This window comes from Nocardiopsis sp. CNR-923 (assembly GCF_001942255.1).
GTDB lineage: Bacteria > Actinomycetota > Actinomycetes > Streptosporangiales > Streptosporangiaceae > Nocardiopsis.
The window spans coordinates 70,354-94,183 of record NZ_MKKC01000061.1 but is presented as its reverse complement, the minus strand read 5'-3'; the positions used below and the strand labels follow the sequence as shown (position 1 = coordinate 94,183).

Below are 23,830 nucleotides of genomic sequence, written 5' to 3'. Positions count from 1 at the left end.
GATGGGGTTGGGCGTCGGGGTCCTCGTCCAGGGCGTCCAGCGCCTGTTCCCAGGTGGGCAGGACCTCCCCCGTGGTGGGGTCCAGGTAGGTCGCGGCGTTCTCGTCCCACACCGGCAGGCGGTCGCCGTCGAAGACCACGCGATCGGCCGGAGGCCACCACACCTGGTGGTAGGTCGCGGCGGCGATCTGGCGGAGTTCGGCCCGGGGGATCGTGCCCCGGGTGGCCATGTGCAGATGCGGAGCCAACCGCCGTTGGGGTTCGACGGCCGCGAAGTACTGCACATCGAACCCGGCCACGCGCCGCAGGTTCTGCACGAACCGATCGGTCAGCTTGGAGAAGTGCAGCGCGTCCCGAGCCGCCCGCCGGTAGTCATAGGTCTCCGGATCGACCGGGGTGCCGTCCGACCTCACGCGTCCGTAGGAGTCCAGGGTCAGGGTGATGAACAGCGACGGCCGGAACACCCTGCCCGTGTTCGGATCCGTGTAGGCCCGCCCGACCGTCTTCCTGGTCATCGGACGCTTGGGAAGGTCCGGGACGTCCTGACGCCGCTTGGTGGAGCGGACCCGACGCGACCCCGACGACGAGGAGGAGCCCGAGCGGGTCACCGAGCCCCGCAGCCCCGAGGCGGAGATCTCCTCATCCAGGTCCGAGATGACCGCGGCGAGTTCGGCCAGCTCGTCAGCCGAGGCGGCCCCGGTGGAGGCGAGTTGGTCCCGTTCGGCGGTGACCACGGCCCGCTGTTCCACCCACGAGCGTTGCCCCTCGGTAGGCGGATCGGGTTCCACCACGGGTTCCTCCGCGAGGTGCCAGCCCTGCTCACACTGGGTCCGCCGCAGCGACCGCTTCCGTTTCGCGCAGGCGGGGCAGCGGGATTCGAGCGTGGACCCGCACGGGACGTCCACGATCTCGGTTTCCCCGGTCCCGATGTCCGTCCGCCGCAGCGAGACGGGGCGGATGCACACCCCGTGGTCAGCCGCCACCTGTTCAGCCACCTCACGCGCCAGAGGTTGCGCGAGCCGTTCGGCACGGGTCGACTTACCGGTAGGCGTGGGCATCAGACCACCTCCGACCCGTAGACCTCGGTCATGGCGGTGATGTCGTCATCGGACACGTACGCGGCCCGCACCCGGACCGGTGCCGGGGAGCCCTCCATACGGACGTAGCCCACCCCGGGAAGACCCGGGTCGATCAGATGCGCGTTCGCCCCCCGGTCCCGGGCACCCTCGCCGAGGATCATGTCGACCTGGGACGCCTCGTCCAGCCGCAGAGCGACCTTGTCCGGGAACAGGTTCCGCAGATTCATCACCTCCTTGCGGGGATCCTGCAACGCGGCCAGGACCGAGAACCCCACCGAACGCCCCTGCGAGGTGAGCGTGGCTATGGCGTTCTCGGCGCGGCGACGGACGTCGCGGTCGGGGTGGTAGGCGGTCAGGAACGCCACCTCGTCCAACACCACCAACACGAACGGATCCGCCGTGGTGGGGGTGTGGGAGCGCTGGCGACCGGCGTAGCGGCGTGCCCGGTCCTGCATGTCCGCCACCGCCGATTCCAACACCGTCACCGCGGACTCGCCGTCGTCCGCGTACCGGGCGAACAGGCCCCGGCCGTAGGACAGCTCCATCCGCTTGGGATCGATCGCCCACACCTGCACGACCCCCTCAGCCACAGCCGGGAGCATCGCGCGGATGGCCGACCAGATCACCGACCCCTTCCCCGACCCGGTCACCCCAGCCACCAGCACATGGGTACCGTGCAGGCGAAGCCGCCACTGCGAACCGTCCTCACACACCCCCACCGGAAGTGCCGACAGATCCACGTGGTGCGTCATCGGGAAGGCGTCGAGGGGTTCGGCCAACGTGTCGTGTCGGGGGAACTCCAAAGTGATCCGCCGAGGCCCCTCCACCACCACACGGCAGGACGGGGCACCGAACCCGTGCGCCAGCTCGGACACGCGGGTCTCGAAATCGGCCGGAGAGGTCCCGGCCACGAGGGTCACCCGGACCCGGTCCGCCCACGAGGTACAGGAGACGCGGCGGATGCGGGGCAGGTAGCGGCGTTCCTGGTAGGACTCGGCCAGGCCGGAGATGACCAGGACGGGTTGCCAGTGCCGGCGGTAGACCACCACGTGCCGCCACCACGCCAACACCCGCAGAGCGACGCAGACCCGGAACGAGTCCGGCCAGAGGAGCCACCACACCAACGCGACCACCGAGGCGACCCCGCACAGCACGGCCAGGCCCAGCCAACCGAACCACCACCAGGACGACACCGACACGGCAGCTGAGGCGACCATGACGGGGAACCGGAACGGCAACGTGACCAGGAACCGGACCAGCCGCCACACCCACGAGGCGAGCACGACGATCCCCGGGGTTTCCACGATCGGGGTCGTCCACCGCACCCCCTGAGCCGGAGACGGCAGAGTCGGGGAGGTCTGAGCGGAACCCACCTTGGACGGCATCAGACCTCACCCCCGTCCGCGATCTCGTTGAGGACCCGGTCCCGGTTGGTGCGGGCGCGTTCGGCGGCCTTGGCCGCGTCGGGGTTGCCGTCCCGCTCCGCGATCATGGCGAACACACGGGCTTTGAAGTCGAAGAACTCCGCCCACTCGGCCGGGGTCGTGCGCGGCGTGTCCACCGCTTCCAGGAACAGCCGGACCAGCCGCGAGCCGGACAGCCCGGACAGGTCGGTGGGGTAATCGGACATACTGAAGACACCTCTTCACGAAGCTTTCGCAGGGTTCGAGTAGGGGATTGAAGGGGCGGCTCAGGTGTTGGAGCACCAGGCCGCCCCGCTTCATGCACGCCTCAGACGGCGTCCTTGGTCTGGGAGCGACGCCCACCACCAGCGACAGCACCGGGAGCCTTCACGCCCCGCGCCCGCAGCGAGTACGCCACCCGGGGGCGACGACCGTTGTCGTCCACGTAGGGCATCACCGCCATGGACTCGAACTCCACCGGGCGAAACGGCAGCCCGGGAACCTCGTCCGGCAGCGTCGGGCACACCTGGGCGACGACTTTGACCTTCACCGACTTGGCCTTGCCCCGCGCCTCGGGGTCGGCGTCGATCACGTCCACCGCCCACAGCGGCAACCCCGAGTCCTTGTCCAGCTGGGGCCGCTTGGTCTCGAAATCGGTGATCGCCTCCACTCCCAGAGCGAAGGCCCCGTGGGGGAACACCGTGGCGAACTGCACCGGCAACGCACCCTGAATAGCCATGTCATCTCCTCACCGCGCCATCAGGCGCACACGAAAGCGTGTGGTGCATCGCGCCCTCCACGCAGGAAGGCCCATGCGATACACCACACGCTAACCCGTACTTTTAGTTTTGTCTAGTAGTTCTAGTACTGACTCGTACTTAGAGTACGCCTGCCCTCCGCGCCAGGCCGACCAGAGCAGGACCGGCCGGATCCTGGATCGCCAGCAGGTCACCCAAGGCTTGCCGCACCAGCGGGTGCGCCCGTACCTGTTCGGGGGTGATGGATTCGGCCTCCTCCAGCGTGGCCACCGCGTCATCGACGTTGCGGCGCTGAAGATGCGCACGGGCCACGTCGATGAGGAACCGCCCCCGGCGTTCCGCCGACAGGCCGGAGGTATCAACCGCTTGCGCCGCTCGCAGAGCAACCCCGGCGTCGCCCAGGTCCACAGCGGCCGAGACCTCGTGCAGTGTCACGTTCGCCGTGCCGAACTCGGTGTTGTAGTCGTTGCGCTCCTCACCGATCCGTTCCGCGACCGCTCGTGCCGTGGCGATGTGACGGTACGCGGACGTGGCGTCGTTGCGGCGGGCGGCGGCGATGGCTCGTTGCAGGGTCAGTGCCCCGTAGACCGACATAGCCTGCGGGTTGCCCTCCTCTACGAGGCCCGACAGCGCCTCGGTCGCGGTGCTGGCGGTCGCTTCCACCTGGTCGTAGTAGCGAGCGCCCAGAAAGGTGAGGCAGAGGCGGAACTCACCGGCCGCCATCAGTAGCGGATCCTCGGCGCGTTCGGCGGCGGTGATGGATCGGTCAGCGGCGATCCAGGCCGCTTCGTACTCCCCCAGCTTGGTGAGCGCGGAGGAACACGCCTGATAGGTGGCGTTCAGGAGCCTGAACAGCTCCAGGCGTTCGCCGTTGGGCACCGACCGCGCCGCCGACTCCAGGTCGGGAATCAGCGACTCCAAGGCCTCGGTCAGGTCCATGTAGGAACTGGCGTGCGTCAGCTCCCACGCCTGCTCAGCCCGATGACGAAGGGCGTCGACATCGACCGGACCCTTCGCACGCAGTAGGGCGTTGAGCGCGTGGGCGCCGCTGAGCACCAAACGCAGACGACTACTGCCGGGCGCTCCTCAGCCGTCGCCGCCACGATCGGCGCCTCGGCGGCCAACTCCGAGACCGGAATCTCCAGAACCTCGGCGAGCTTCTCCAAGACCACCATGCGGTCGACCTTGCGCACACCGCGTTCGACCTGGGACACCCATGCTTCGGAGCGGCCGACGAGCCCGGCGAACTCCCGTTGCGAGAGCCCACGCCGCTTCCGGTTCTGGGCGACCTTTCGACCGAGCGCTTTTTGGTAATTGCCGCTCACTCGGAGACACCCTTGGCGTTCGCGAGGTGCAGGAAGTCGACTTCCACCGAGGACAGGAACGCCTCACGCTTGGCGAGGAAGCGCTTGACGTGCGGCTGGTCCTCGTGCGCGTCGAAGGCGGCCCTGTCGCGGTACAGCTCATAGAAGATCCGCTCCAGGGGCTTGCCGTCCACCTGGTGGACGGCGTACACGAGGGTGCCCGGCTCGCTCTCCCGGATGTGCGGCAGCGTCTGCGCCACCAGGGCATCGAAGCCGCCAGCGCTGGCTTCGTCCTTGAGCGTGAACCTCACGGACAGTCCGAACATAGGGCACTCCTCACCTTGACTACAGGACCCGTACTTATTGTGCGCCGAAACCAGTGCGATAACCACGCACCTGTTATACGGTATCCGTACTAATAGTACTAGCTCAGCAGTTCAGTGTCTGCCACATGTACTCAAGCGTGAGGTGAAACCCCATGTCCCTCCATGCAGACAGCTCCCAACACACCGTCAGCGTGCACCACGGATGGTTCTACGGCCGCCCCGAGCAGCTCGCTTTCGTACGCGCGTTCGTCGCCGACCGCTTGGGCGACCTCCCGATGGTGGACGACGCGGTACTTCTCACCAGCGAACTCGCCACGAACGCCGTCCAGCACACCCCGTCCAACCTCCCCGAGGCCGGGTTCGGCGTCCTCATCGAGCACGAACACGGCCACCGTGTGCGCGTCACCGTGCACGACGGCGGGTCGTTCTTCGACGCCCCCTACGTCGCACATCCCGAACCCGACGCCGAACACGGACGCGGCCTGTTCCTCGTGGACGCCCTGGCCACCTCATGGGGCAGCTTCGTCACCCTGTCCGGGCGCAAGACCTGGTTCGAGATCGAGGCATGAAGGCTTGCCGAATTGGGCTGTATGGGATCAAGGCGACGGCGCGAGCGCCGTCGCGGCGGCCCGCCGCCCGCCTCGGGCTGCGGGCTGCCGCCCGGTCCCTCGCCGGTCGGCAGCCGCGCCCACACAGCTCACACGGACCGATCCCGCGCAGTCAACGGACTCGGTGAGCGTCTGGTGGTACAGGCGACCCCACCCGTGGACCCCCCGGGCCCGCACGAACCTGGCGCGACACCGCACGTGCGAAGGTGCGGACCGATCGCGCAGAACCCGCGCGGGATCGAGACCGTGGTGACCCGCCTCCGTGGTGGGGGGTGTGGCGCACCCGTTGCGGGCAACCCTGGGCGTCGCGGGAGCTGGCGGGAGCACGGTCGGTCTGGACACGGCACCCGCCCTTGGGGAAAGGTGGACGGTGCCATGTCGGAGCCGATGGGATGCGGGGAGGGCGAGCGTGTACAGGAGCGCGCGGCACACGCCCAAAACCCCCTGTTGCCTGCAGAGCGTTCGTGCTGGTCAAAGACCCGCGAAGTCAAAATGTTGCGCAGGTCACGCACCTGTGAGGGGGTCAGGGCCCACTCGCGTGCTGAGGGGGTGCGTCACCGCAGGTCAGACCCGGTGAAAAACGGGAAGGGTTCCACAGGACTACAAAGCCCGTAGGGCATGGAAACTTCCAGACAGAGAAGTCTTACTTGAATGATCGATATTGTTCCGCAGGACGATAAAGCCCGTAGGGCATGGAAACGACATCAACGGGGATCCCGTCGATGGCGAGCCGGTTCCGCAGGACGATAAAGCCCGAAGGGCATCGCTCACTGCGAACGTCTTCCGCGCCGGGGAACGGGCCCTACAGCGGCCCCACTTCGTGCCACACACGTGCCACACAAGGCGGTCAACACCGGGGAACCACGGGGAATCGTGGACAAATAGACCACATCAGCACAGGTCAGCGAAGCGCGAGGTCAGCCGCCAGGAGCATTCTCGGTTTCCCAAGCTGAAGTCCTGGGCCCCTCCTCCAGGACACGAGGAAGCCCACCGCCTCGATGCACATTCATTGCACATGGCGTCGGGAGACCCCCGGGAACGGCGGGAACGGGCCAGGACCACGGACTACCTCCGACCGCAGCTCACGGCCCCTCCCCGCTACACCACGGCGACCCCGAGCACGGGAAGAGGTCGTGGGTTCAAATCCCGCCACCCCGACGGAGGAACGGGTGTCCACGCAGGTGGGCACCCGTTCTTTGTCGTGCGCGATTTCCGGCGCGCGGCGTCCGGTGCACATGCAGTCAGGGAAGGGCGGTGATCGACCTGCTCGGCGACGCGCACCGCTGAGGCCCGCCGCGCGGTCCGGGCCGCGTGGAGGGGCGTCGGCCGGGAGGGGGCCCGCCGACACGGGGTGGCGGGAGGCCTGACCGCGGATGGTGCCGGCGCCTCACCAACGGTGGTCCCCGGCCCGGGGAGGGAACCGGACGGGGGGCGGAGGGGCGCACCGGCGGGCATGAGGGTGGGGGACCGGGGACCGTAGCTGGAGGACCCGGGCGCTTGCGAACCCATGCCGACCGTACCTGTCTTTGGGGTTAGATTTTCCTGTCCCATCAAGTAGGCCTCGTTCGCGCGCCAGGCCCGAGGCCCCGGAGCCCGCACCGACCGGAGCGATCCCGGACGGGCGCGCCACACCGCCCCGGAACCGTCGTTGTCCTACGATCCAGACATGGGCCGATCGTCCGAAGAGTCTCCACTGCGCAGGATCCACTCCGAGGCCAGCCTGCTCGGGGGCGCCGCCTACGCCATTCTGCTCCAGGTCGCCCATCCGAGCGTCGCCCAGGGCGTGCACGACCACAGCGACTTCTCCACGCGCCCACTCGACCGGCTGCGCGGCACGCTCTACTACGTCTACGGCACCTCGCTCGGCACCGACGAGGAGCGGGCGCGCGTCCAGGCCATCGTCCGCGCCATACACCGCCGCGTGAACGGCCCGGGCTACCGGGCGCTCGACCCCGACCTGCTGCTCTGGGTGGCCGCGACGCTGTTCCACACGTGGACGCGGTTGTACGAACTCACCGTCGGGGAGATCGACGAGGACGAGTTCCCCGTGTTCCTGCGTGAGGCGGCGGTGTTCGCGACCGCGCTGGGACTGCCCGAGGAGCAGTGGCCCGCCACCCCGGCGCGTTCGACGCCTACTGGGCCGAGGCGGTCGGGCGGCTGGAGGTCGGTGAGCCGGCGCTCGGCATCTCCCGACAGCTCTTCTGGCCGGCCAACCGCCTGCTCTGGCCGATCACGCACGTCCAGCGCTTCCTCGCGGGCGGCCTGCTGCCGCCGAAACTACGCGAGGCCTTCGAGATCCCCTGGTCAGCGGCCCGGCAGCGGCGGTTCGACCGCGTGGTCCGGGTGACCCGCGCCGTGTACCCGAGGCTCCCGCACGTCCTGCGCTCCCTGCCGAGCAGGCTGTACCTGTGGTCCATGCGCAGGAACGGGGGATGGACGCGACCGCGCGGCACACCCAGGAGCGGGGCCTACCACTGAGGTTCGGGCGGCCTCAGTCGACGTCGAGGGCGGCCAGGGCCTCTCGGGCCCGTTCCAGTTCGGGCACGCCCATCTCCGCGAAGGCCTCCTCGGCGCCCTGGAGGAGGGTGCGGGCGCGGCCGGTCGGCATGGTCGGCGCGGGCAGCCGTCCGAGCGCGAGAGCCGCACGGGCGACGATGTAGCGTTCGCTGCGCTCGACCGCGATGGCGTGGGCGCGCTCCAGCTCGGCCTCGGCGTCCTCGTACCGCCCCGCGGCGTGGTAGGTCATGCCGAGGTCGGTGAGGATTTCGGCGTCGCCGCTCCGGTTGCCGGACGCCTCTGCGAGTTCCAGTGCCTCCACGTGGCACTCCACGGCCTGTTCCCACTTCCCGGCGGCCCGGTGGGCGACCCCGAGGGCGTTGTGGATGTAGATCTGGCTCGCCACGAGCCGCGACCGCCGGGAGATCTCCAGGGCCTCGTTCAGCGCCCGGAAGGCGAGGTCGAGCTCGCCGAGGCCGAGATAGGCCTCCCCCATGGTCAGCTTCGCCCGTGACTCCAGGTCGTCGTTGTCCTCGCCCCTGGGCGTCCGCTGGGCCCGTTCACAGCAGTCCAACGCCTCCTGGTAGTTCCCCAGGATCCGATGGAACAGCGCCAGGTTTCCCGCCTGTAACGCCTCCACTTCGGTGTCCCCGACACTGGTGGCGTACTCCAGCACGCCGCGCACCGCAGCCATGGCGTCCTCGAACCGGCCGAGCCGCTCGTAGGCCATGCTCAGGTTGGCCAGGGCTCGAATCATGCCCTTGGCGTCACCGACGGACTCCAACAGGTCCCGCGCCTCCGTGAGCAGATCCAGGGATTCTTCGAACCGCCCCGAGAGGCAGTGGGCGATCCCCAGACCGATGAGGGTCACCGCGCGGCCGCGCTCGTTGCCCTGCCTGTCGCTGATCTGGAAGGCCTGCTCCTGCGAGCTGATCAGCAGCGACATGTGGCCGTGCAGGGCGTAGTAGCGCCACACCGCGTCGGCGAGGCGCCAGGCGCTGTCGCCGTGGTCTCCCACCGCGAAGTACTCGATGGTGTCCGTCAGGTTCTCCTGGTGAAGGGAGAACCAGCCCTCCGCGTCCTCGCGGCCCGACAGGTAGGCGCGGTGCCGCAGCCCGTCCGCGTCCGATCCGACGCCGACGTGCACGCCCATGAGCTCCGCCGCCTGTTGGGCGGTTTCGAGGTAGAACCGGGCCAACCGCGTCTTGGCGGCCTCGACCTCCTCCTGACCGAACGCGGTCAGGGCACGGTCGAGGGAGAAGGCTCTGATCAGGTCGTGGAGCCGGTACACGTCCCCCTTGGGCTCGTTCAGGAGGCAGACCCCGACGAGTTCCTGGAGCGTGTCGTCCGCATCCTCCAGGTCCATGTCCAACAGAGCGGACGCGCCGCCGAGGTCGACCGTGTTCCCGATCATCAGCCCGAGCAGGAGGAAGGCCTGGCGCTGGTCGGCGGTGAGGCTCTGGTAGGAGAGGTCGATCGCGGACTCCACGCTCTGACCCTCGACCCGCAGTTCCCGAAACTTGCGGTTCCGCTCCCCGAGCCGTCTGGCCACGTGCGCGAACGACCACCGGGGCCGGCTCACCATGCGGCCCGCCAGGACCCGCAGGGCCAACGGCAGTCCGCCGCAGATGCGGACGATGTCGCGCGCCGCCTCGGGTTCGCTTCTCACACGCTCTCGGCCGACAACACGTTCGAGGAGTTCCAGGGACGTCGCCTCGTCGAACATCCCCAGGGAGAGGAAGCGCGCACCGCTCAGTCCGGAGAGGTCGTTGCGCGTGGTGATGAGGGTCATCGACCCTGGCGAGGACGGCAGGAGTGAGCTGACCTGAGTGAAACTGGCCGCGTTGTCCAGGACGACCAGAATCCTGCGCCCCATCAGCGTCGCCCGCCACAGGGCGGAACGCTCGTCCAGGGACTCGGGAACGGACTCGGCCCGTACCCCGACCGCGCGCAGCAGCGCCGCCAACGCCGAGGAGGAATCGAGGGGTTCCTTGTTGGCCGTGTAACCGTAGAGGTCGATGAACAGTTGCCCGTCGGGAAAGCGCTTCCCGGACTCGTACCCGAACCGGACGGCGGTGGTCGTCTTCCCCTCCCCCCCGGCTCCGGTGATCACACAGACCTTGGCCAGGCCGTCGTCACCGCTGGCCACCTCGTCGAGAACCCGGAGAGGCTCACGGCGCCCCGTGAAGTCCGGCAGGTCACGCGGAAGGTCGTTGCGCACCACGTATCCGGACTCGGAACCGTCCGCGGGCGCTCCGCCGGGGAACTCCTCCGCACCGGCTCTGACGTCGTCCCGGAGGATCCTGCCGTGCAGGGCCGTCAGTTCCGGTCCGGGGTCGACCCCCAGTTCCTCCACCAGGTTGACGCGGAAGGACTCGTACACGGCGAGCGCCCTGGCGCGTTCGTTGTCCCGCCACAGGGCGGTGATCAACAGGTGGTGCAGCCGTTCGCGGAACGGCTGCTCGCCCACCATCGGGGTGAGCCGGGAGACCACCTCGGCCTGCCTTCCGAGGCCGAGGGCGCACGACGCCCATCCGACCACGGCCGACCACCACTCCTCACGCAGCGGAGCGACCACCGAGTGTTCGAGGAACTCCGACCCGACTCCGGAGAAGGGAGTGCCCCGCCAACAGTCCAGGGCCTGGTCGAGGAGGTCGACGGCGACCGCGGGCTCGGCGTTCACGGCCCGCGCGCGCAGGTTCCGGAACCGGTGCAGGTCGACGGACTCGGGATCGACGCTCAGCGTGTACCCGCCGGGGGTCGTGGCGATGCTGTCGGGAAGCAGCTGACGCAGATGGTGGACCTGCACCTGGATGACCGAACGCGCCGTGCGCGGCGGGTCGTCGTTCCAGAGGTAGGCGATCAACTGGTCGACCGTGACCTCACGGTCGAGGTGCACCAACAGGCTCCGAGCACACACCGCTGGCGCGGCCCGCCGACCGACAGAGGCCGACCGTCGGACCACGCGGCGATGGGGCCGAGCACGCCGAATTCCACAAGAGGCAACACTACAAGGGGAATTCCGACCGAACGAGAATGCGTGCGCACGGAAAACTCCGAGTACCCCCCTCTGCACAAGTACTCGGAGTGATGGAAGCGCGTTACGCCTTCTCGTCGTCGTCCGTCTCGGAAGGCGTGATCCGCGCGGGCTCCTCCTCTTCCGAACCGCCGCGGTCCGGATCGGGGTCACGCATCGGGTTGACCCTGGCCGTGGGCTCCTCAACGGCGATGATCGCCTCGAACCGCTCGTCGACAGTCAACATCCTGGGCACGCGCACTCCTCTCCTCACCGCACTCGCGTAGAGCCGCAACGCGGCTCTTCGGCGTCTGCGCAGCTTCATGGGGAAATCACCACCTATGACGGAGGGCCACCCGTGACGGTTCCGCCTGGCACGTCACGGGTGGCATGTGTCCAACGAACGTCGGACCGGTCTTCACTCACGAGCCGTCCTCTCGCGGGAACCGGTCTCGTCGAACGCGTTCCACACTGACGGCATCCTCTTCCGTTCCACTTACAGTCCGCTTTCAGCGCGTGCCCGACACGCGGACTGACGGAACGTCGTGACACGTAAACTCTGGGTCCGATTTCACCACTCCGCCACCGTCTGGCCGAATGCGGCCAGCAACGGTAGCCGCCCCACGACGAAGGGTAGGCGACTCGGTCCTCCCACGCCGCCGTGATCGCCCCGGAGGAAGGCATTCGGGCCACGGGTTCAGGAGGGTGGCCGTGCCGGACGCGGGGCGGTCGAGGCATGATCCGCGTCGGGCGGGCATCATCGTTCGTGGCGGATCGTTGTCCCGAAGGGGTGGACGCTTGGTCGGCCGAGCGCGACGCGAGAGAGGGAGGTCCTGATGCAGGACGGCGACGGGAACGGCTGGGTGAGTCTGCCCGACGGGACCCGGCGGTGGGGGGTGTACGGCGCGGCGGGGTTGCTGCTGTACGCCACGGACGTGGCCGGAACCGGACACGTCCTCCTCCAGTACCGCGCCGGATGGACCCACATGGGCGGCACCTGGGGCATCCCCGGAGGGGCGCGCAACCGCGACGAGACCCCCCTGGAGGCCGCGGTGCGCGAGTTCCGCGAGGAGGTCGCGGGGGACCTCGACGAGTTCACCGTCATCGGCAGCTACGAGCACGACCTCGCCGTGTGGCGGTACGACACCTTCCTCGCGCGCACACCCGGCCTCGTGCCCTTTCGCCCCGGCAACTCCGAAAGCGAGGAGATCCGGTGGGTGCCGGTCGGCGAGACGACGTCGCTGCCGCTGTTGCCCGCCTTCCGCTCGATCTGGGCGCACCTGAGCGCGGACCTGGCCGCGATCGGGAACGGAGCCGGACCGGGCACTCCGGCGGACGCCTGATCGTTGGAACCCCGTAGGGCACGCGCCGGCGGGAAGCACACGGTCGGCCCCCGGGGCCGGTTCACCGGCTCCGTCCACAGATCACCGGCGACAGACATGCGCGGGCGATCTGGGGGGAAGGTCAGGGACGGGCCCTGATGTCCCGGCGGCCCCGGAGGCGCATGCTGAAGGGGACGGCCGGAGCGGGCGTCACACGATTCGACTGGAGCAGTGGACATGACGCTGGAGCGCGGTAACGCATTCACTCCCGTCGCCTCGGCGACGATGATCTGGCCCTGGACCACCTCGCTGCTGGGCGGCGCGGCCGGGGGCACCCTCTTCTTCCTGCTGAACCTCGGCAACGGGCCGATCGGCGCCGGGCTGACCGCGGGGATCATCTTCTTCTCGCTGATCGGCGGCATCGGCGGCGTGATCAGCAGGAAGGCCGACCGCCGGGGCAGGCGCTGGGCCGCCGCCTACCCGTTCCGGTACGCGACCGCGCCCGCGCTGGTCGGCGGCGCGGGGTTCGCGATCGTCTCGTACGCGACCTCCATCCTCGCCTCTCCGATCGGCGGTCTGTTCGGTGCCGTCTTCTCCGGTCTGTTCGTCGCGGCGGCGATCTGGCTCGTCGTCGGGGTCATCGCGATGGTGGTGGGGAACAAGAAGGCCTAGGCTCGGTGTTTGCCGCCCGTGGGCGGAACCAGAACACTCACCTACGGGAGACGACCGGGCGCCGATGACTGAAGCTGCTCGTCAGAAGACGGTCGAGCGGGTCCGCGGGCTCCTTCGCATGGCGGAGGACCCCGCGGTCACCGATGCCGAGAGCCAGGCGTTCACCGCCAAGGCCGCCGAGCTGATGACCCGCCACGCGATCGCCGAGGCCGAGGCCCGCGCCGAGCGCGGCGAGGAACCCGACGCGATCAGCCGCATGGACTACGCGGTGCCCGGGGTCGGTGGGCACGGCAAGGCCCGGGTCCGGGCTCTGGCCGACATCGCCGCCGCGTACGGCTGCCAGTCGGCGGTGCGCGGGAACACGGCGGAGAACACCGAGCGGACCATGATCCTGGTGGGCACGGTGAGCGCGCTGGACGCGCTGCGCATGCTCCTGCCGTCCATCGCGATGCAGATGGAGGCGTCCGCGAGGTTCATGACCTCGTCGCACGTCAGCGACATCCGGGAGCTGCGCAACTACACGCGTTCGGAACTGGAGACCGAGCGCAAGCGCTACTACCGGTCGTTCGTGCGCGCCTACGGCCGCGCGGTGGCCGAACGGATCCGGGAGTTCCGTGCCAGGCTCCAGCAGAACGCCTCGCCCAACTCCGAGGGCGGATCGACGGGGGAGGCCGGTGGGGACGGGAGCGCGTCGTCCGGCCGCGGCGCCGCACTGGTGCTGCGCGACGACATCCACCGTGTGAACGAGGAGTTCCACAGGCAGTTCCCTCAGCTGCGCAAGCACCGGCCCGAACGCACCCACAGCGCGGCCGGATACCGTGCCGGATACCGCAGGGGGCGCGAGGCCGAACTGGGCCTGGGCACGCCCGTGTCCGGCGGCGGGACGTCGACGCTGACCGAGGGCGAATAGCACCGGCCGCGAAGTTGTCCACAGGCTGCGCCCTTCTGTGGACTATTTTCGTTTCCGCATGTCAGATGCGGAATGCGAAGGATGTCCGGACTGACTTCGGGGTTCGCCGACCGTGATGGCCACAGGTTATCCACAGGAATGACACCCATCCTGTGGATAACCTGTGGCCACGTGGGGAAAAGTCACGGCGAAAGCGCGTTGTCCCAGCTCAGGAAAGCCGCAGGGGCTGCACCAGATAGCGGAAGGACGGCTTCTCGCCCTGTCTGGCCGGAACGTCGGTGAACACGGCGGGCTTGGTCGGCGCGGTGAAGTTGAGGTGCGCGGTGTCGGTCTCCACGGCCGCCAGACCGTCCATCAGGTAGTCCGGCCGGAAGGCCACCCGCAGCGGGTCGCCCTCGTAGTCGACCGTGATCGCCTCGACGGCCTGGGCGTCCTCGCCCGACCCCGCCTCCAGGACCACCTCACCCGGGGAGAAGGCCAGGCGGAGCGGCGTGGCCCGGTCCGCCACCAGGGCCACGCGTTTGACCGCCGCCAGCAGCGGAGCCACGGCGACCTCCGCCCGGGCGGAGAACTCGGTGGGGAACCACGAGGCGTACGTGACGAAGTCGCTGTCGATCAGACGGGTGGTGGTGCGGCGCTCGCCGTTCTCGAAGCCGATCATGCCCTCGCCCGGCGCCGTCCCCGCCCCGGCCGCACCGGCCGACAGGGCGATGTCCACGTTGGACTGGCTGAGCAGCCGCGCACGACGTCGGCCAGAGTGCGCGCGGGCACCAGCGCGGCAGCGTCGAACTCCGGGTCCTCGGGCCGCCACCACAGGTCGCGGGCGGCGATGCGGTAGCGGTCGGTGGCCACGAGGGTCAGGGTGTCGCCGGAGAAGTCCAGGTAGCGCCGGTGAGCATGGGGAGGGTGTCGTCCCGGCTCGCCGCCGGGGCCACCTGGCGGACCGCCGTGGCCAGTGTGTCGGCGGGCACGGAGCCGACGCGGTCGGGCATCCCGGGCAGCGACGGGTAGTCCTCCAGGGGCATGGTGACGAGCGTGAAACGCGCAGCCCCGCCCGTGACGAGCAGTCGGGCCCCGTCGGCTCGATGCGTACGGTGCCCTCCGGCAGGTTGCGCACGATCTCGGCGAGCAGGCGGCCGGGGACGAGCGCGGCGCCGGTCTCCTCGGACAGCACCTCCACCGACGCGCGCGCGGAGACCTCGTAGTCGAACCCGGACAGCTGAAGCTTCGTCCCGTCCCCGGAGACCTCCATCCTCATCCCCGCGAGAACGGGAACGGCGGGCCTGGTGGGGAGTGCCCGGGCCGTCCAGACGACCGCCTCGGCGAACGCGTCGCGGTCTACTCGCAGTCTCACGGTGGGGCTCCTCGTCGGCGTGGTTCACCGGGGAACGTACCCACGGGCGGTGACAAATGACGCCCCGCCCGGTCGACGCGGGCGGGGCCGAGGAGTGGGGAGGGGGCGGGCTACTTCCGGTTCGGGCGCAGCGTCCACACGACGGTCATGCGGCCGGTGACGGTGCCGTCGTCGGTGCGCAGCTCGATCTCGACCGGGAACTCCGGGCGCCTGCCCTCGTCCAGTTCGGCGACGATCTCGTCGCGCGGGCGACCGAGCGTGGCCTCGGCGGTCACATCGCCCAGGGCGATCTTGAGGTACCTGATCTCGGCGCTGACGGGGAGCGGGACGGCCCGCTCCAACTGGTCGCCGAAGGCGCCGATGACGATCGCGCCGGAGGCGGACTCGGCCAGGGCGAACATGGCCCCGGCGTGGGGCCCGCCGACGTGGTTGTGGTGGTCGGCGTTGTCGGGCAGGCGCATGACGGCGCGGCCGAAGTCGAGGTCGGTGAAGGTGACCCCGAGCGTGCGGGCGAAGGGCACCGCGGCCAGGAATCCGGACTTGACCATCTCCGCCGTCTCGGCGTTCATCTTTGCCATGCCGCCAATGTTACTCCTGAGTAACCACGGGGCGCCACCCAGGAAGCCACGGACTTTCCGTTAAGGCGACGTGAATGGTAGTTCTGTGAGATGACCGACTGGGACCTCCGCAAACTGCGCGTGCTCCGCACCCTGGACGAACTCGGCACCGTCCGGGCCACCGCCGAGGCGCTGCGCATGACCCCCTCCGCCGTGTCCCAGCAGCTCTCCTCGCTGGCCAAGCAGACCGGCGTCCCCCTGTTGGAGGCGCACGGCCGCCGCGTCCGGCTCACCGACGCCGCCCACGTGCTGCTCCGCCACACCGACATCGTCCTCGCCCAACTGGAGCGGGCCGAGGCCGAACTGGAGGGGTTCGCGCGCGGGGAGGCCGGCCACGTGCGCGTGGGGTCGTTCGCCACCGCCATCCCCAAGCTCGTCGTCCCCGCCGTGAGCGCGCTGCGCCGCGACCATCCCGGGCTCACCCTGAAAGTGCACCAGGCCGAGCGGCCGAGGTCTACGACCTGCTCTGCGCCGGTGAGATCGACATCGGCCTCTCCCTCGCCGCACAGGCTCCCACCGGCCAGGACGGCAGGTTCGACCGTGCCGAACTGCTCACCGACCCGCTCGACGTGGCGCTGCCCGCGCACCACAGACTGGCCAACGCGCCCGGACCCCGGCTGGCCGATCTCGCCGACGATCCGTGGATCTACGGCGACGCGGGCCCCTGGCGGGACATCACCATCGCCGCGTGCGCCCAGGCGGGGTTCGTGCCCGGGCAGGCGCACGTGGCGGCCGACTGGCGGGCCATCCTCGACATGGTCGCCGCCGGAATGGGCGTCGCGCTGATCCCGCGCCTGGCCGCTGCGAGCCGGACCCCCGGGGTCGCCCTGCGCGTGCTGCCGACCGACCAGCCCCGCCGGCACGTGGTCTCGGCCGTGCGCGCCGGGGCTCGCGAACGGCCCTGGATCGCCCTGGTCACCCGGGCCCTGAACGATGCGGCCGCCGCATTGCCCAATGTTCAGTTATTCAGAACAGACTGAGCAGAAAGTGTCGCTGGACGTGACTGATTTCTCCTGGGAGTCTAAAGGTGACCACCAGCACCGGCCCCTCAGGAGAGACGTGACCGCACCCGCCCACTTCGATCCGCGCGCCTTCAACGCCCAGCCGTACCGGGGAGGGGACCCGTACGCGGACTACCGAGCCGCCGAGCGGGACTTCGCCACCCTCGTCGACCTCGCCGACCGCCGCCTGGGGGGCGGCGTCGTCGCCGCCAACGACGAGTTCTTCGCCGAACGGGAGAACCTGCTCAAGCCCGAGCCCGCCGTGTTCGATCCCGAGGCTTCGGCCACAAGGGCAAGGTCATGGACGGTTGGGAGACCCGCCGCCGCCGCGGTGTCAGCGCCGAGCGGCCGCACCCCGCCAGCGACGACCACGACTGGGCCCTGGTCCGCCTCGGCCTGCCCGGCGTCATCCGCGGGCTGGTCGTGGACACCGCGCACTTCCGCGGCAACCACCCCACCGAGATCAGCGTCGAGGCCGCCCACCTGGACGGCACGCCCTCCACCGAGGAGCTGCTCGCCGCCGAGTGGACCGAGATCGTCCCCCGCACCCCCGTGTACGGGCACGCCGCGAACGACTTCGGCGTCACCCGGGAGCGCCGTTGGACGCACCTGCGCCTCAAGCAGTTCCCCGACGGCGGTGTGGCCCGCCTTCGTGTGTACGGCGAGCCGGTCGCCGACCCCGCCTGGCTCTCGGCGCTGGACAGCTTCGACGTGGCGGCGCTGGTCAACGGCGGTCTGGTCGAGGACGCCTCGGACCGGTTCTACTCGCCGCCGGAGAACATCATCGCCCCGGGCCGCTCCACGAAGATGGACGACGGCTGGGAGAACCGGCGCCGCCGGGACAAGGAGAACGACTGGGTGCGCTTCCGGCTCACCGCGCAGGCCTCGGTCCGCGCCGTCGAACTGGACACCGCTTACCTGAAGGGCAACTCCGCCGGGTGGGTGACCATCCTCGGCTGCGACGCGGAGGCCGACCCGGACGCGTGGTTCGAGATCGTGGGCCGCACCAGACTCCAGCCGGACAGTGCCCATCGCTTCCTGCTCGACTCCCCGGTCACCGCGACGCACGTCCGCACGGACGTCTTCCCCGACGGCGGCATGGCCCGCCTGCACGTCCTCGGCTCCCTGACCGAGTCGGGCCGCGCCGCCCTGGCCGGACGCTGGGAGTCCCTCACCGGCTGACCCGTCGGCCGCACCGCCCCCGACGCCCGCGTTCCCGTCGTCGGGGGCCCGAAACTGTCGGGGGTGTGGATCGACGGGCCATGCCCTAACATGACTGGCGGAGACCAGCGCTCCCCTGGAGGGTTCGCATAGCGGCCGAGTGCAGTGCTCTTGAAAAGCACCAAGTCCTTGACGGGGCTTCGTGGGTTCAAATCCCACACCCTCCGCCGAAGCGGTGAGTCGCCGCAGTTCGGCGACTCACAGCGAAGACACCGAAGGCCGGTGGTCCGGGCCCGTTGCACATTCATCGCACACGGGCCGAGGAGCCACCGGCCTTCGTCGTTCACAGACTCAGGCGGCGGCCACCTGCCGACACGCCGCGTCCAGGGTGATGCTCGCCGTCACGTCGGCACCGGCGGCGACGCCGGTGCGTCCAAGGAACACCAGGCGAACGCACACCCCGAGATCGGAGCGATCCGCCGCTCCAGGGGTTGCGCCGGCCGTTCGGCCCGGGTCGACTTGTCAGTAGGCGCAGACCCCCACGACCACGGATGTGGAGCCCACTGGATGCGATACCGCCCACCTCCGCGCAGATGGATGCTCGTCACGCTGGCGGTCTGCTCCGTGGCTCAGCTCGTCCTCCTCCCCTTGGGCGTGTACATCCTGGTGACCACCGGCCGTTGGGGCGGTCGCGCGATGGCGACGGCGTGGACGGTGGCCCTTCCTGTTCTCTTCGTCCAGCAAAGACGTGCCCACATCGAGAACCAACGCGCATCCTCCGAAGAACAGTAGGTGTCGGCCATGGACGACCGAATCGGCCTCATATCCCTCGTGAGCACCACCCTCATGGCCATCCTCACGGCGGGGAACCTCGCCGGGGGGACGTCTCCGCGGCCGCGTGTACCGGGCTCGCCGCGGTCGTGTGCGCGGTCGCGAGCGTCAGGGGGTACGGCCGGGCGCACCGGAGGCGTCGACCCGGAACCGGCGGGCGCACAAGGCGCTCCGACGACCCGTGAGATCCCGGCCCCCAGACCGCTCCGCGCCGCCGCCATAGCGTTCACCTTCAATCCATTGCAACAGATGCGGTGCCGCCCGTTGCGTTAACACTGAAACCATTGCAACAATCTCGCAGCACTCACCTGCAAAGATGCAAATCTGTCGCAACTATCATTTTGCGACATCCATGAATGCAACGTAGTGTTTCCAGTGTTCGAAACAACGAGCGCAGGAGAGCACGATGCAGACCTTCACCACCCCCGCCCCCATCTCCGCCGTCCTGGACATCCCCGCCGGGCGCGTCCGGTTCGTCGCCGCCGACCGCGCCGACACCACCGTCGAGGTCCTCCCCGCGGACGCCGCGAACGGCCGCGACGTGAAGGCCGCGGAACGGATCGAGGTCGCCTACCACGACGGCGTCCTGCGCGTCGAGGCCGCACCGGCGCAGAACCGGATCCTCGGGCAGTCCGGCTCCGTCGAGGTGACCGTCCAGCTGCCCAGCGGCTCCCGCGTCGACGCCAAGGCGGCCAGCGCCGAACTCCGGGGCGTCGGACGGCTCGGCGACGTCGCCTTCGACGGCCAGCACGCCACGGTCAAGCTCGACGAGACCGCGAGCGCCCGCCTGGCCACCCTCGCCGGCGACGTCACGGTCGGCCGTCTGGGCGGCCCCGGCGAGATCAGCACCGCCAAGGGCGACATCCGCGTCGCCGAGGCCGTCCACGGAACGGTCACACTGCGCACCGAGCACGGTGAGATCTCGGTCGGCGCCGCCCGCGGAGTCTCCGCCTCCCTGGACGCCGGCACCCCCTACGGCCGGATCAGCAACGCGCTCCGGAACGGCGACGGCGCCGCCGACCTCGACATCCACGCGACCACCGGCCACGGCGACATCACCGCCCGCAGCCTCTGACCCCCGGCCACAGAAGGAGCACCCACCATGACCGACCTGGCCATCGCGGCGCACGGACTACGCAAGTCCTACGGCGACAAGGTCGTCCTCGACGGCGTCGACCTGACCGTCCCCGAGGGAACGATCTTCTCCCTGCTCGGGCCGAACGGCGCCGGAAAGACCACCACCGTCAAGATCCTCTCCACGCTCATCTCCCCCGGCCCGGGCAGCGGCGACATCCGCGTCGGCGGCCACGACCTGGCCGCCGCCCCCCAGGCGGTACGCGCCGCGATCGGCGTCACCGGCCAGTTCTCCGCCGTCGACGGCCTGATCACCGGCGAGGAGAACATGCTCCTCATGGCGGACCTGCACCACCTGTCCCGCCGCGAGGGACGGCGTGCCGCCGCCGATCTGCTGGCGCGGTTCGACCTGGTCGAGGCCGCCAAGAAACCCGCCTCCACCTACTCCGGCGGCATGAAACGACGCCTCGACATCGCCATGACCCTGGTCGGAGACCCGCGGATCATCTTCCTCGACGAGCCGACCACCGGTCTCGACCCGCGCTCACGGCACAACATGTGGCGGATCATCCGCGAACTCGTCTCCGACGGCGTCACCGTCCTGCTCACCACGCAGTACCTGGAGGAGGCCGACGAGCTCGCCGACCGCATCGCCGTGCTCAACGACGGGAGGATCGCCGCCGAGGGAACCGCCGAGGAGCTGAAGCGGCTCATCCCGGGCGGGCACGTACAGCTCCGCTTCACCGATCCGGCCGCCTACCACCGCGCCGCCGCCGCGCTCGGCGGAGCCACGCGGGACGAGGAGTCGCTCTCGCTGCGGATCCCCAGCGACGGCAGCCAGCGCGACCTGCGCGCCGTGCTCGACCGGTTGGACTCCGCCGTCGTCGAGGCCGACGAGTTGACCGTGCACACCCCCGACCTCGACGACGTCTTCTTCGCCCTGACCAGCAGCAGCCGCACCCCCGACCAGCCCGAGGAGACCGTCCGATGAGCTCCCTTCCGCTCGCCCTGCGCGACTCGTCCACGATGCTGCGCCGCAATCTCCTGCACGCCCGGCGCTACCCGTCGCTCACCCTGAACCTGCTGCTCACCCCGGTCATCCTGCTGCTGCTCTTCGTCTACCTCTTCGGCGACGTGATGAGCGCGGGCATCGGCGGCGGCGGCGCTGACCGCTCCGACTACATCGCCTACATCGTCCCGGGCATCCTGCTGATGACCATCGGCGGGACCGTGGTCGGCACCGCGGTGTCCGTCGCCAACGACATGTCCGAGGGCGTCATCGCCCGCTTCCGCACCATGGCGATCCACCGCGGTTCGGTCCTCGTCGGGCACGTCGTCGGCAGCGTCCTGCAGTCGGTCCTGAGCGTGGTCGTCGTGGGCGCCGTCGCCGTGGCCATCGGCTTCCGCTCCACGGACGCCGGCGTCCTGGACTGGCTGGCGGCGTTCGGCCTGCTCGTGCTCTTCGCCCTGTCGCTCACCTGGGTCGCAGTCGGCATGGGCTGGTCAGTCCGAACGCCGAGGCCGCCAGCAACAACGCGATGCCGATGATCCTGCTGCCGCTCTTCTCCAGCGCCTTCGTCCCGGTCGAGACCATGCCCGGTTGGTTCCAGCCGATCGCCGAGTACCAGCCGTTCACCCCCGCCATCGAGACCCTCCGCGGCCTGCTGCTCGGCGGCGAGATCGGCCACAACGGTTGGCTCACGGTCGCCTGGTCCCTGGGCCTCGTGGTGCTCGGCTACGTCTGGTCGACCTCGAAGTTCAACCGCGACCCGAAGTAGCGGTCATGACGGCTCGGGCCGCTGTGACCCGTACCGCCCCAGGGCGGCGCCCCCCGGCACTGTGTCGAAGGACGCCGCCCCGTCGGCGTTCCCAGTGGCCCCCGACCGCTACGCGTGTTCCTCGGCGTGCTTGGGCAGCACCACCACCGGCACCGGCGAGTGGTGCAGAACCCCCTGGCTGACCGAACCCAGCAGCAGACCGCGCACGGTCCCCCTTCCGCGCGAGCCCACCACGACGGCGTCCGCCCCACGGGCCGCCTCGACCAGCGCGTCCACCGGGTTGGTCTGGGTGCGCACCACACTGACCCGGACCTGCGTGTCCTCGCGCTGCTCGTCGATGACGTCGGCCAGCGCCTCCGCCACGAGCTCCTGGGACTTCTGGTCCAGCACGTCGTCCTGCAGCTGGTACCCCGCGGCAACCAGACCGTCGGGGTCGTACGGGAAGGCGACCTGCCAGCTGTTGACCACGACCACCTCGCCGTCGGACTCCTTGGCCAGGTCGACGGCCAGGCGCAGCGCGCGGTGGGAGTTCGCCGACCCGTCGACCCCGACCACGACCCGGTTCAGCGACGTGCTCGCGGGCTTGCCCGTGTCTCCCACCGGCACGACCACCACCGGGCACGGCGCGTGCCCGGACAGCCGCACGCTGACCGACCCGGCGAACATCGACGCCACCGAACCCATGCCGCGGCTCCCGACCACGATCAGGTCCCCCGGGCGCGCCTGCCGGATGACCGCCAGTGACGCCTCCTCCAGGGCCGTCAGCGTCCGGACCCTCACCGACGGCGCGATCGCCCGCGCGTACTCCACGACGCGTTCCAGCACCTGCGTGGCCTGTCCCGAGATCTCGTCGGTCGGGGGGAAACGGATCGGACCGCCGTAGGCCGTCACCACCAGGGGCATCCCCAGCGCGTAGACGACGGTCAGCGGCGCACTCCTGCGTTCGGCCTCGACCGCCGCCCACTCCAACGCCGCACGGGCGTGCTCCGAGCCGTCCACGCCCACGATCACCTGGGGCGTGTGCTCCACCTTGTCTGCCATGGCAACTCCCTTGGATCCGGATCCATCATCACCGGGGAGACCCCCGACGTCCGGGAACGGCGCGGTCGTCCCGCTCCCATGGTCGCCCCCGCCCCCGACGACCGTGCGACGCCCCTCAGTCGCCGTTCTCGGAGTGCGGCGGGAGCACCGCGACCGGGACGGGCGCGTGGTGCAGCACCCCCTGGCTCACCGAGCCCAGCAGCAGACCGCGCACCCCGCCTCGGCCCCGGGAGCCCACCACGATCAGGTCCGCGTCCCGTCCCGCCTCCAGCAGTGCCTCCACCGGGTCGGCCTGCATCCGCACGGCGCTGATGTCCAGGCCCTCCGTCCGGTCGTCGATCACCTCCGCGAGCACGCCCGCCACGATCTCCTCCGACTGCCGGTCGAACACCTCCTCGTGGACCTCACGCGCGTCCGCCTCCAGTGCGGTCGTGTCCGCTGGCAGCGGCACCTCCCAGCTGTTGACCACCCGCACGGACGCGTCGGCGAGCAGCGCCTCCTGGAGCCCGAACCGGAGCGCGCGGCGTGAGGAGTCGGACCCGTCGACCCCGACGACGATCCGCCCCCTCGGCTCCGGGGGGCCCTGTTCCGGGGTGGGCCGGTCCTCGTGCGCGGGCACGAACACCACCGGGCAGGGCGCCTCGGACGTCGCACGCACGCCCACCGACCCGTGCAGGATCGCGCGCACGGCGCCCATCCCCCGCGAGCCGACAACGATCACGTCGCCGCGCCGCGCCTCGCCCATCAACGCGCTCGGCGCCTCCTCCGCGGCCAGGACAGTCACCACGTCCACCCCCGGATGCGCGCCGCGTACCAGGTCGGCTGCGTCCTCCACCAGGTTCCTCGCGTACCCGAGCGCCTCCTCGCCGCCGCGCGACGCTCCGGCGAGCCGTGCGTCGCGACCACGGAGGGCTCACCCATCCCGTGCACGATCCTCAGTTGCGCACCGCGTCGTGCCGCCGCCTCCGCCGCCCACTCCAGGGCCGCGTGCGCCGCGGGTGTGCCGTCCACCCCGACGACGACGGCCGACGGGCGTTCCTCTGCGCTCATGTTCATCTCCCTCCACCTTCATTGTCGGGG

Annotated in this window: 18 protein-coding genes, 1 tRNA gene and 6 pseudogenes; 12 read left to right on the top strand and 13 right to left on the bottom strand. The window is 70.1% G+C overall.

The window, feature by feature from the left end; genetic code table 11:
* The 7 genes from BJF83_RS04820 to BJF83_RS04795 all read right to left on the bottom strand — a co-directional run.
* Window positions 1–1,057, bottom strand: a 1,057-nt coding sequence (locus BJF83_RS04820) for a replication initiator (RefSeq protein ID WP_316042204.1), incomplete at its 3' end; no start/stop codon positions are given.
* A complete protein-coding gene (locus BJF83_RS04815) occupies window positions 1,057–2,463 on the bottom strand; it encodes an FtsK/SpoIIIE domain-containing protein (protein ID WP_075925323.1) in 1,407 nt (468 codons plus the stop codon). The genes BJF83_RS04815 and BJF83_RS04820, both read right to left, overlap by 1 nt.
* Window positions 2,463–2,708 (bottom strand): hypothetical protein, encoded by a 246-nt coding sequence (locus BJF83_RS04810; protein WP_075925322.1) that lies wholly within the window; start codon window positions 2,706–2,708, stop codon window positions 2,463–2,465. The genes BJF83_RS04815 and BJF83_RS04810 overlap by 1 nt, the downstream gene beginning before the upstream one ends.
* A gap of 101 nt (window positions 2,709–2,809) precedes the next feature.
* On the bottom strand, window positions 2,810–3,220 hold the full coding sequence (locus BJF83_RS04805; protein WP_075925321.1) for a plasmid replication, integration and excision activator: 411 nt from the start codon (window positions 3,218–3,220) through the stop codon (window positions 2,810–2,812).
* Between the two features lie 139 nt (window positions 3,221–3,359).
* Window positions 3,360–4,178 carry a hypothetical protein gene (locus BJF83_RS04800; protein ID WP_262391321.1) on the bottom strand — a complete coding sequence of 273 codons (819 nt, stop codon included), beginning with the start codon at window positions 4,176–4,178 and terminating at the stop codon, window positions 3,360–3,362.
* A 17-nt stretch (window positions 4,179–4,195) separates the two neighbouring features.
* The gene (locus BJF83_RS28485; protein WP_262391320.1) at window positions 4,196–4,564 is read right to left on the bottom strand and encodes a helix-turn-helix domain-containing protein; all 369 of its coding nucleotides are present in this window, start codon (window positions 4,562–4,564) and stop codon (window positions 4,196–4,198) included.
* Window positions 4,561–4,869 carry a putative quinol monooxygenase gene (locus tag BJF83_RS04795; protein WP_075925320.1) on the bottom strand — a complete coding sequence of 103 codons (309 nt, stop codon included), beginning with the start codon at window positions 4,867–4,869 and terminating at the stop codon, window positions 4,561–4,563. Before BJF83_RS04795 ends, BJF83_RS28485 begins: the two co-directional genes overlap by 4 nt.
* A gap of 152 nt (window positions 4,870–5,021) precedes the next feature.
* On the opposite strand from BJF83_RS04795, the gene BJF83_RS04790 reads away from it, so the two are divergent.
* Window positions 5,022–5,438 carry an ATP-binding protein gene (locus BJF83_RS04790; RefSeq protein ID WP_075925319.1) on the top strand — a complete coding sequence of 139 codons (417 nt, stop codon included), beginning with the start codon at window positions 5,022–5,024 and terminating at the stop codon, window positions 5,436–5,438.
* Between the two features lie 1,705 nt (window positions 5,439–7,143).
* Window positions 7,144–7,955 (top strand): annotated as a pseudogene (locus tag BJF83_RS04785) (oxygenase MpaB family protein).
* A gap of 13 nt (window positions 7,956–7,968) precedes the next feature.
* Here BJF83_RS04785 and BJF83_RS04780 read toward each other — a convergent pair.
* Both BJF83_RS04780 and BJF83_RS27800 read right to left on the bottom strand, forming a co-directional pair.
* Complete coding sequence (locus tag BJF83_RS04780; RefSeq protein ID WP_083678411.1) at window positions 7,969–10,872, bottom strand: tetratricopeptide repeat protein; 2,904 nt, start codon at window positions 10,870–10,872, stop codon at window positions 7,969–7,971.
* Window positions 10,873–11,074: 202 nt separating this feature from the next.
* Window positions 11,075–11,245, bottom strand: coding sequence for a hypothetical protein (locus BJF83_RS27800; RefSeq protein WP_187347087.1), 171 nt, complete (start codon window positions 11,243–11,245; stop codon window positions 11,075–11,077).
* Between the two features lie 580 nt (window positions 11,246–11,825).
* Here BJF83_RS27800 and BJF83_RS04775 point away from each other — a divergent pair.
* The 3 genes from BJF83_RS04775 to BJF83_RS04765 all read left to right on the top strand — a co-directional run bounded on the left by BJF83_RS04775 (window position 11,826) and on the right by BJF83_RS04765 (window position 13,893).
* On the top strand, window positions 11,826–12,332 hold the full coding sequence (locus tag BJF83_RS04775) for an NUDIX hydrolase (RefSeq protein ID WP_075925318.1): 507 nt from the start codon (window positions 11,826–11,828) through the stop codon (window positions 12,330–12,332).
* A 216-nt stretch (window positions 12,333–12,548) separates the two neighbouring features.
* The gene (locus BJF83_RS04770) at window positions 12,549–12,983 is read left to right on the top strand and encodes a hypothetical protein (protein ID WP_075925335.1); all 435 of its coding nucleotides are present in this window, start codon (window positions 12,549–12,551) and stop codon (window positions 12,981–12,983) included.
* 64 nt (window positions 12,984–13,047) lie between these two features.
* Complete coding sequence (locus tag BJF83_RS04765) at window positions 13,048–13,893, top strand: DUF2786 domain-containing protein (RefSeq protein WP_075925317.1); 846 nt, start codon at window positions 13,048–13,050, stop codon at window positions 13,891–13,893.
* 208 nt (window positions 13,894–14,101) lie between these two features.
* On the opposite strand, the pseudogene dnaN reads toward BJF83_RS04765, so the two are convergent.
* Both dnaN and BJF83_RS04755 read right to left on the bottom strand, forming a co-directional pair.
* Window positions 14,102–15,247, bottom strand: a pseudogene (gene dnaN / locus BJF83_RS04760) (DNA polymerase III subunit beta).
* Window positions 15,248–15,357: 110 nt separating this feature from the next.
* Window positions 15,358–15,816: a DUF4442 domain-containing protein gene (locus tag BJF83_RS04755; protein ID WP_075925334.1), complete on the bottom strand. Its 459-nt coding sequence runs from the start codon at window positions 15,814–15,816 to the stop codon at window positions 15,358–15,360.
* Between the two features lie 99 nt (window positions 15,817–15,915).
* Between BJF83_RS04755 and BJF83_RS04750 the strand changes: the two are divergent.
* The 7 genes and pseudogenes from BJF83_RS04750 to BJF83_RS04720 all read left to right on the top strand — a co-directional run bounded on the left by BJF83_RS04750 (window position 15,916) and on the right by BJF83_RS04720 (window position 21,709).
* Window positions 15,916–16,844 (top strand): annotated as a pseudogene (locus BJF83_RS04750) (LysR family transcriptional regulator).
* Window positions 16,845–16,923: 79 nt separating this feature from the next.
* A pseudogene (gene alc / locus BJF83_RS04745) lies at window positions 16,924–18,047 on the top strand (allantoicase).
* A gap of 117 nt (window positions 18,048–18,164) precedes the next feature.
* Window positions 18,165–18,253, top strand: a tRNA-Ser gene (locus BJF83_RS04740).
* Between the two features lie 340 nt (window positions 18,254–18,593).
* The gene (locus BJF83_RS04735) at window positions 18,594–18,818 is read left to right on the top strand and encodes a hypothetical protein (protein WP_262391319.1); all 225 of its coding nucleotides are present in this window, start codon (window positions 18,594–18,596) and stop codon (window positions 18,816–18,818) included.
* A 445-nt stretch (window positions 18,819–19,263) separates the two neighbouring features.
* Window positions 19,264–19,932 carry a DUF4097 family beta strand repeat-containing protein gene (locus tag BJF83_RS04730; RefSeq protein WP_075925315.1) on the top strand — a complete coding sequence of 223 codons (669 nt, stop codon included), beginning with the start codon at window positions 19,264–19,266 and terminating at the stop codon, window positions 19,930–19,932.
* Between the two features lie 27 nt (window positions 19,933–19,959).
* Window positions 19,960–20,922: an ATP-binding cassette domain-containing protein gene (locus BJF83_RS04725; RefSeq protein ID WP_075925314.1), complete on the top strand. Its 963-nt coding sequence runs from the start codon at window positions 19,960–19,962 to the stop codon at window positions 20,920–20,922.
* Window positions 20,919–21,709 (top strand): annotated as a pseudogene (locus BJF83_RS04720) (ABC transporter permease). The gene BJF83_RS04725 and the pseudogene BJF83_RS04720 overlap by 4 nt, the downstream one beginning before the upstream one ends.
* Before the next feature lie 108 nt (window positions 21,710–21,817).
* Here BJF83_RS04720 and BJF83_RS04715 read toward each other — a convergent pair.
* Together BJF83_RS04715 and BJF83_RS04710 are read right to left on the bottom strand one after the other, a co-directional pair.
* On the bottom strand, window positions 21,818–22,750 hold the full coding sequence (locus BJF83_RS04715) for a universal stress protein (RefSeq protein WP_187347086.1): 933 nt from the start codon (window positions 22,748–22,750) through the stop codon (window positions 21,818–21,820).
* 115 nt (window positions 22,751–22,865) lie between these two features.
* A pseudogene (locus tag BJF83_RS04710) lies at window positions 22,866–23,800 on the bottom strand (universal stress protein).
* Window positions 23,801–23,830: the final 30 nt, after the last annotated feature.

Coding starts and splice junctions, on each gene's coding strand:
- BJF83_RS04815 (WP_075925323.1), bottom strand. CDS start 2,463: ATGCCGTCCAAGGTGGGTTCCGCTCAGACCTCCCCGACTCTGCCGTCT.
- BJF83_RS04810 (WP_075925322.1), bottom strand. CDS start 2,708: ATGTCCGATTACCCCACCGACCTGTCCGGGCTGTCCGGCTCGCGGCTG.
- BJF83_RS04805 (WP_075925321.1), bottom strand. CDS start 3,220: ATGGCTATTCAGGGTGCGTTGCCGGTGCAGTTCGCCACGGTGTTCCCC.
- BJF83_RS04800 (WP_262391321.1), bottom strand. CDS start 4,178: ATGGACCTGACCGAGGCCTTGGAGTCGCTGATTCCCGACCTGGAGTCG.
- BJF83_RS04795 (WP_075925320.1), bottom strand. CDS start 4,869: ATGTTCGGACTGTCCGTGAGGTTCACGCTCAAGGACGAAGCCAGCGCT.
- BJF83_RS04790 (WP_075925319.1), top strand. CDS start 5,022: ATGTCCCTCCATGCAGACAGCTCCCAACACACCGTCAGCGTGCACCAC.
- BJF83_RS04775 (WP_075925318.1), top strand. CDS start 11,826: ATGCAGGACGGCGACGGGAACGGCTGGGTGAGTCTGCCCGACGGGACC.
- BJF83_RS04770 (WP_075925335.1), top strand. CDS start 12,549: ATGACGCTGGAGCGCGGTAACGCATTCACTCCCGTCGCCTCGGCGACG.
- BJF83_RS04765 (WP_075925317.1), top strand. CDS start 13,048: ATGACTGAAGCTGCTCGTCAGAAGACGGTCGAGCGGGTCCGCGGGCTC.
- BJF83_RS04755 (WP_075925334.1), bottom strand. CDS start 15,816: ATGAACGCCGAGACGGCGGAGATGGTCAAGTCCGGATTCCTGGCCGCG.
- BJF83_RS04735 (WP_262391319.1), top strand. CDS start 18,594: ATGCGATACCGCCCACCTCCGCGCAGATGGATGCTCGTCACGCTGGCG.
- BJF83_RS04730 (WP_075925315.1), top strand. CDS start 19,264: ATGCAGACCTTCACCACCCCCGCCCCCATCTCCGCCGTCCTGGACATC.
- BJF83_RS04725 (WP_075925314.1), top strand. CDS start 19,960: ATGACCGACCTGGCCATCGCGGCGCACGGACTACGCAAGTCCTACGGC.
- BJF83_RS04715 (WP_187347086.1), bottom strand. CDS start 22,750: ATGGCAGACAAGGTGGAGCACACGCCCCAGGTGATCGTGGGCGTGGAC.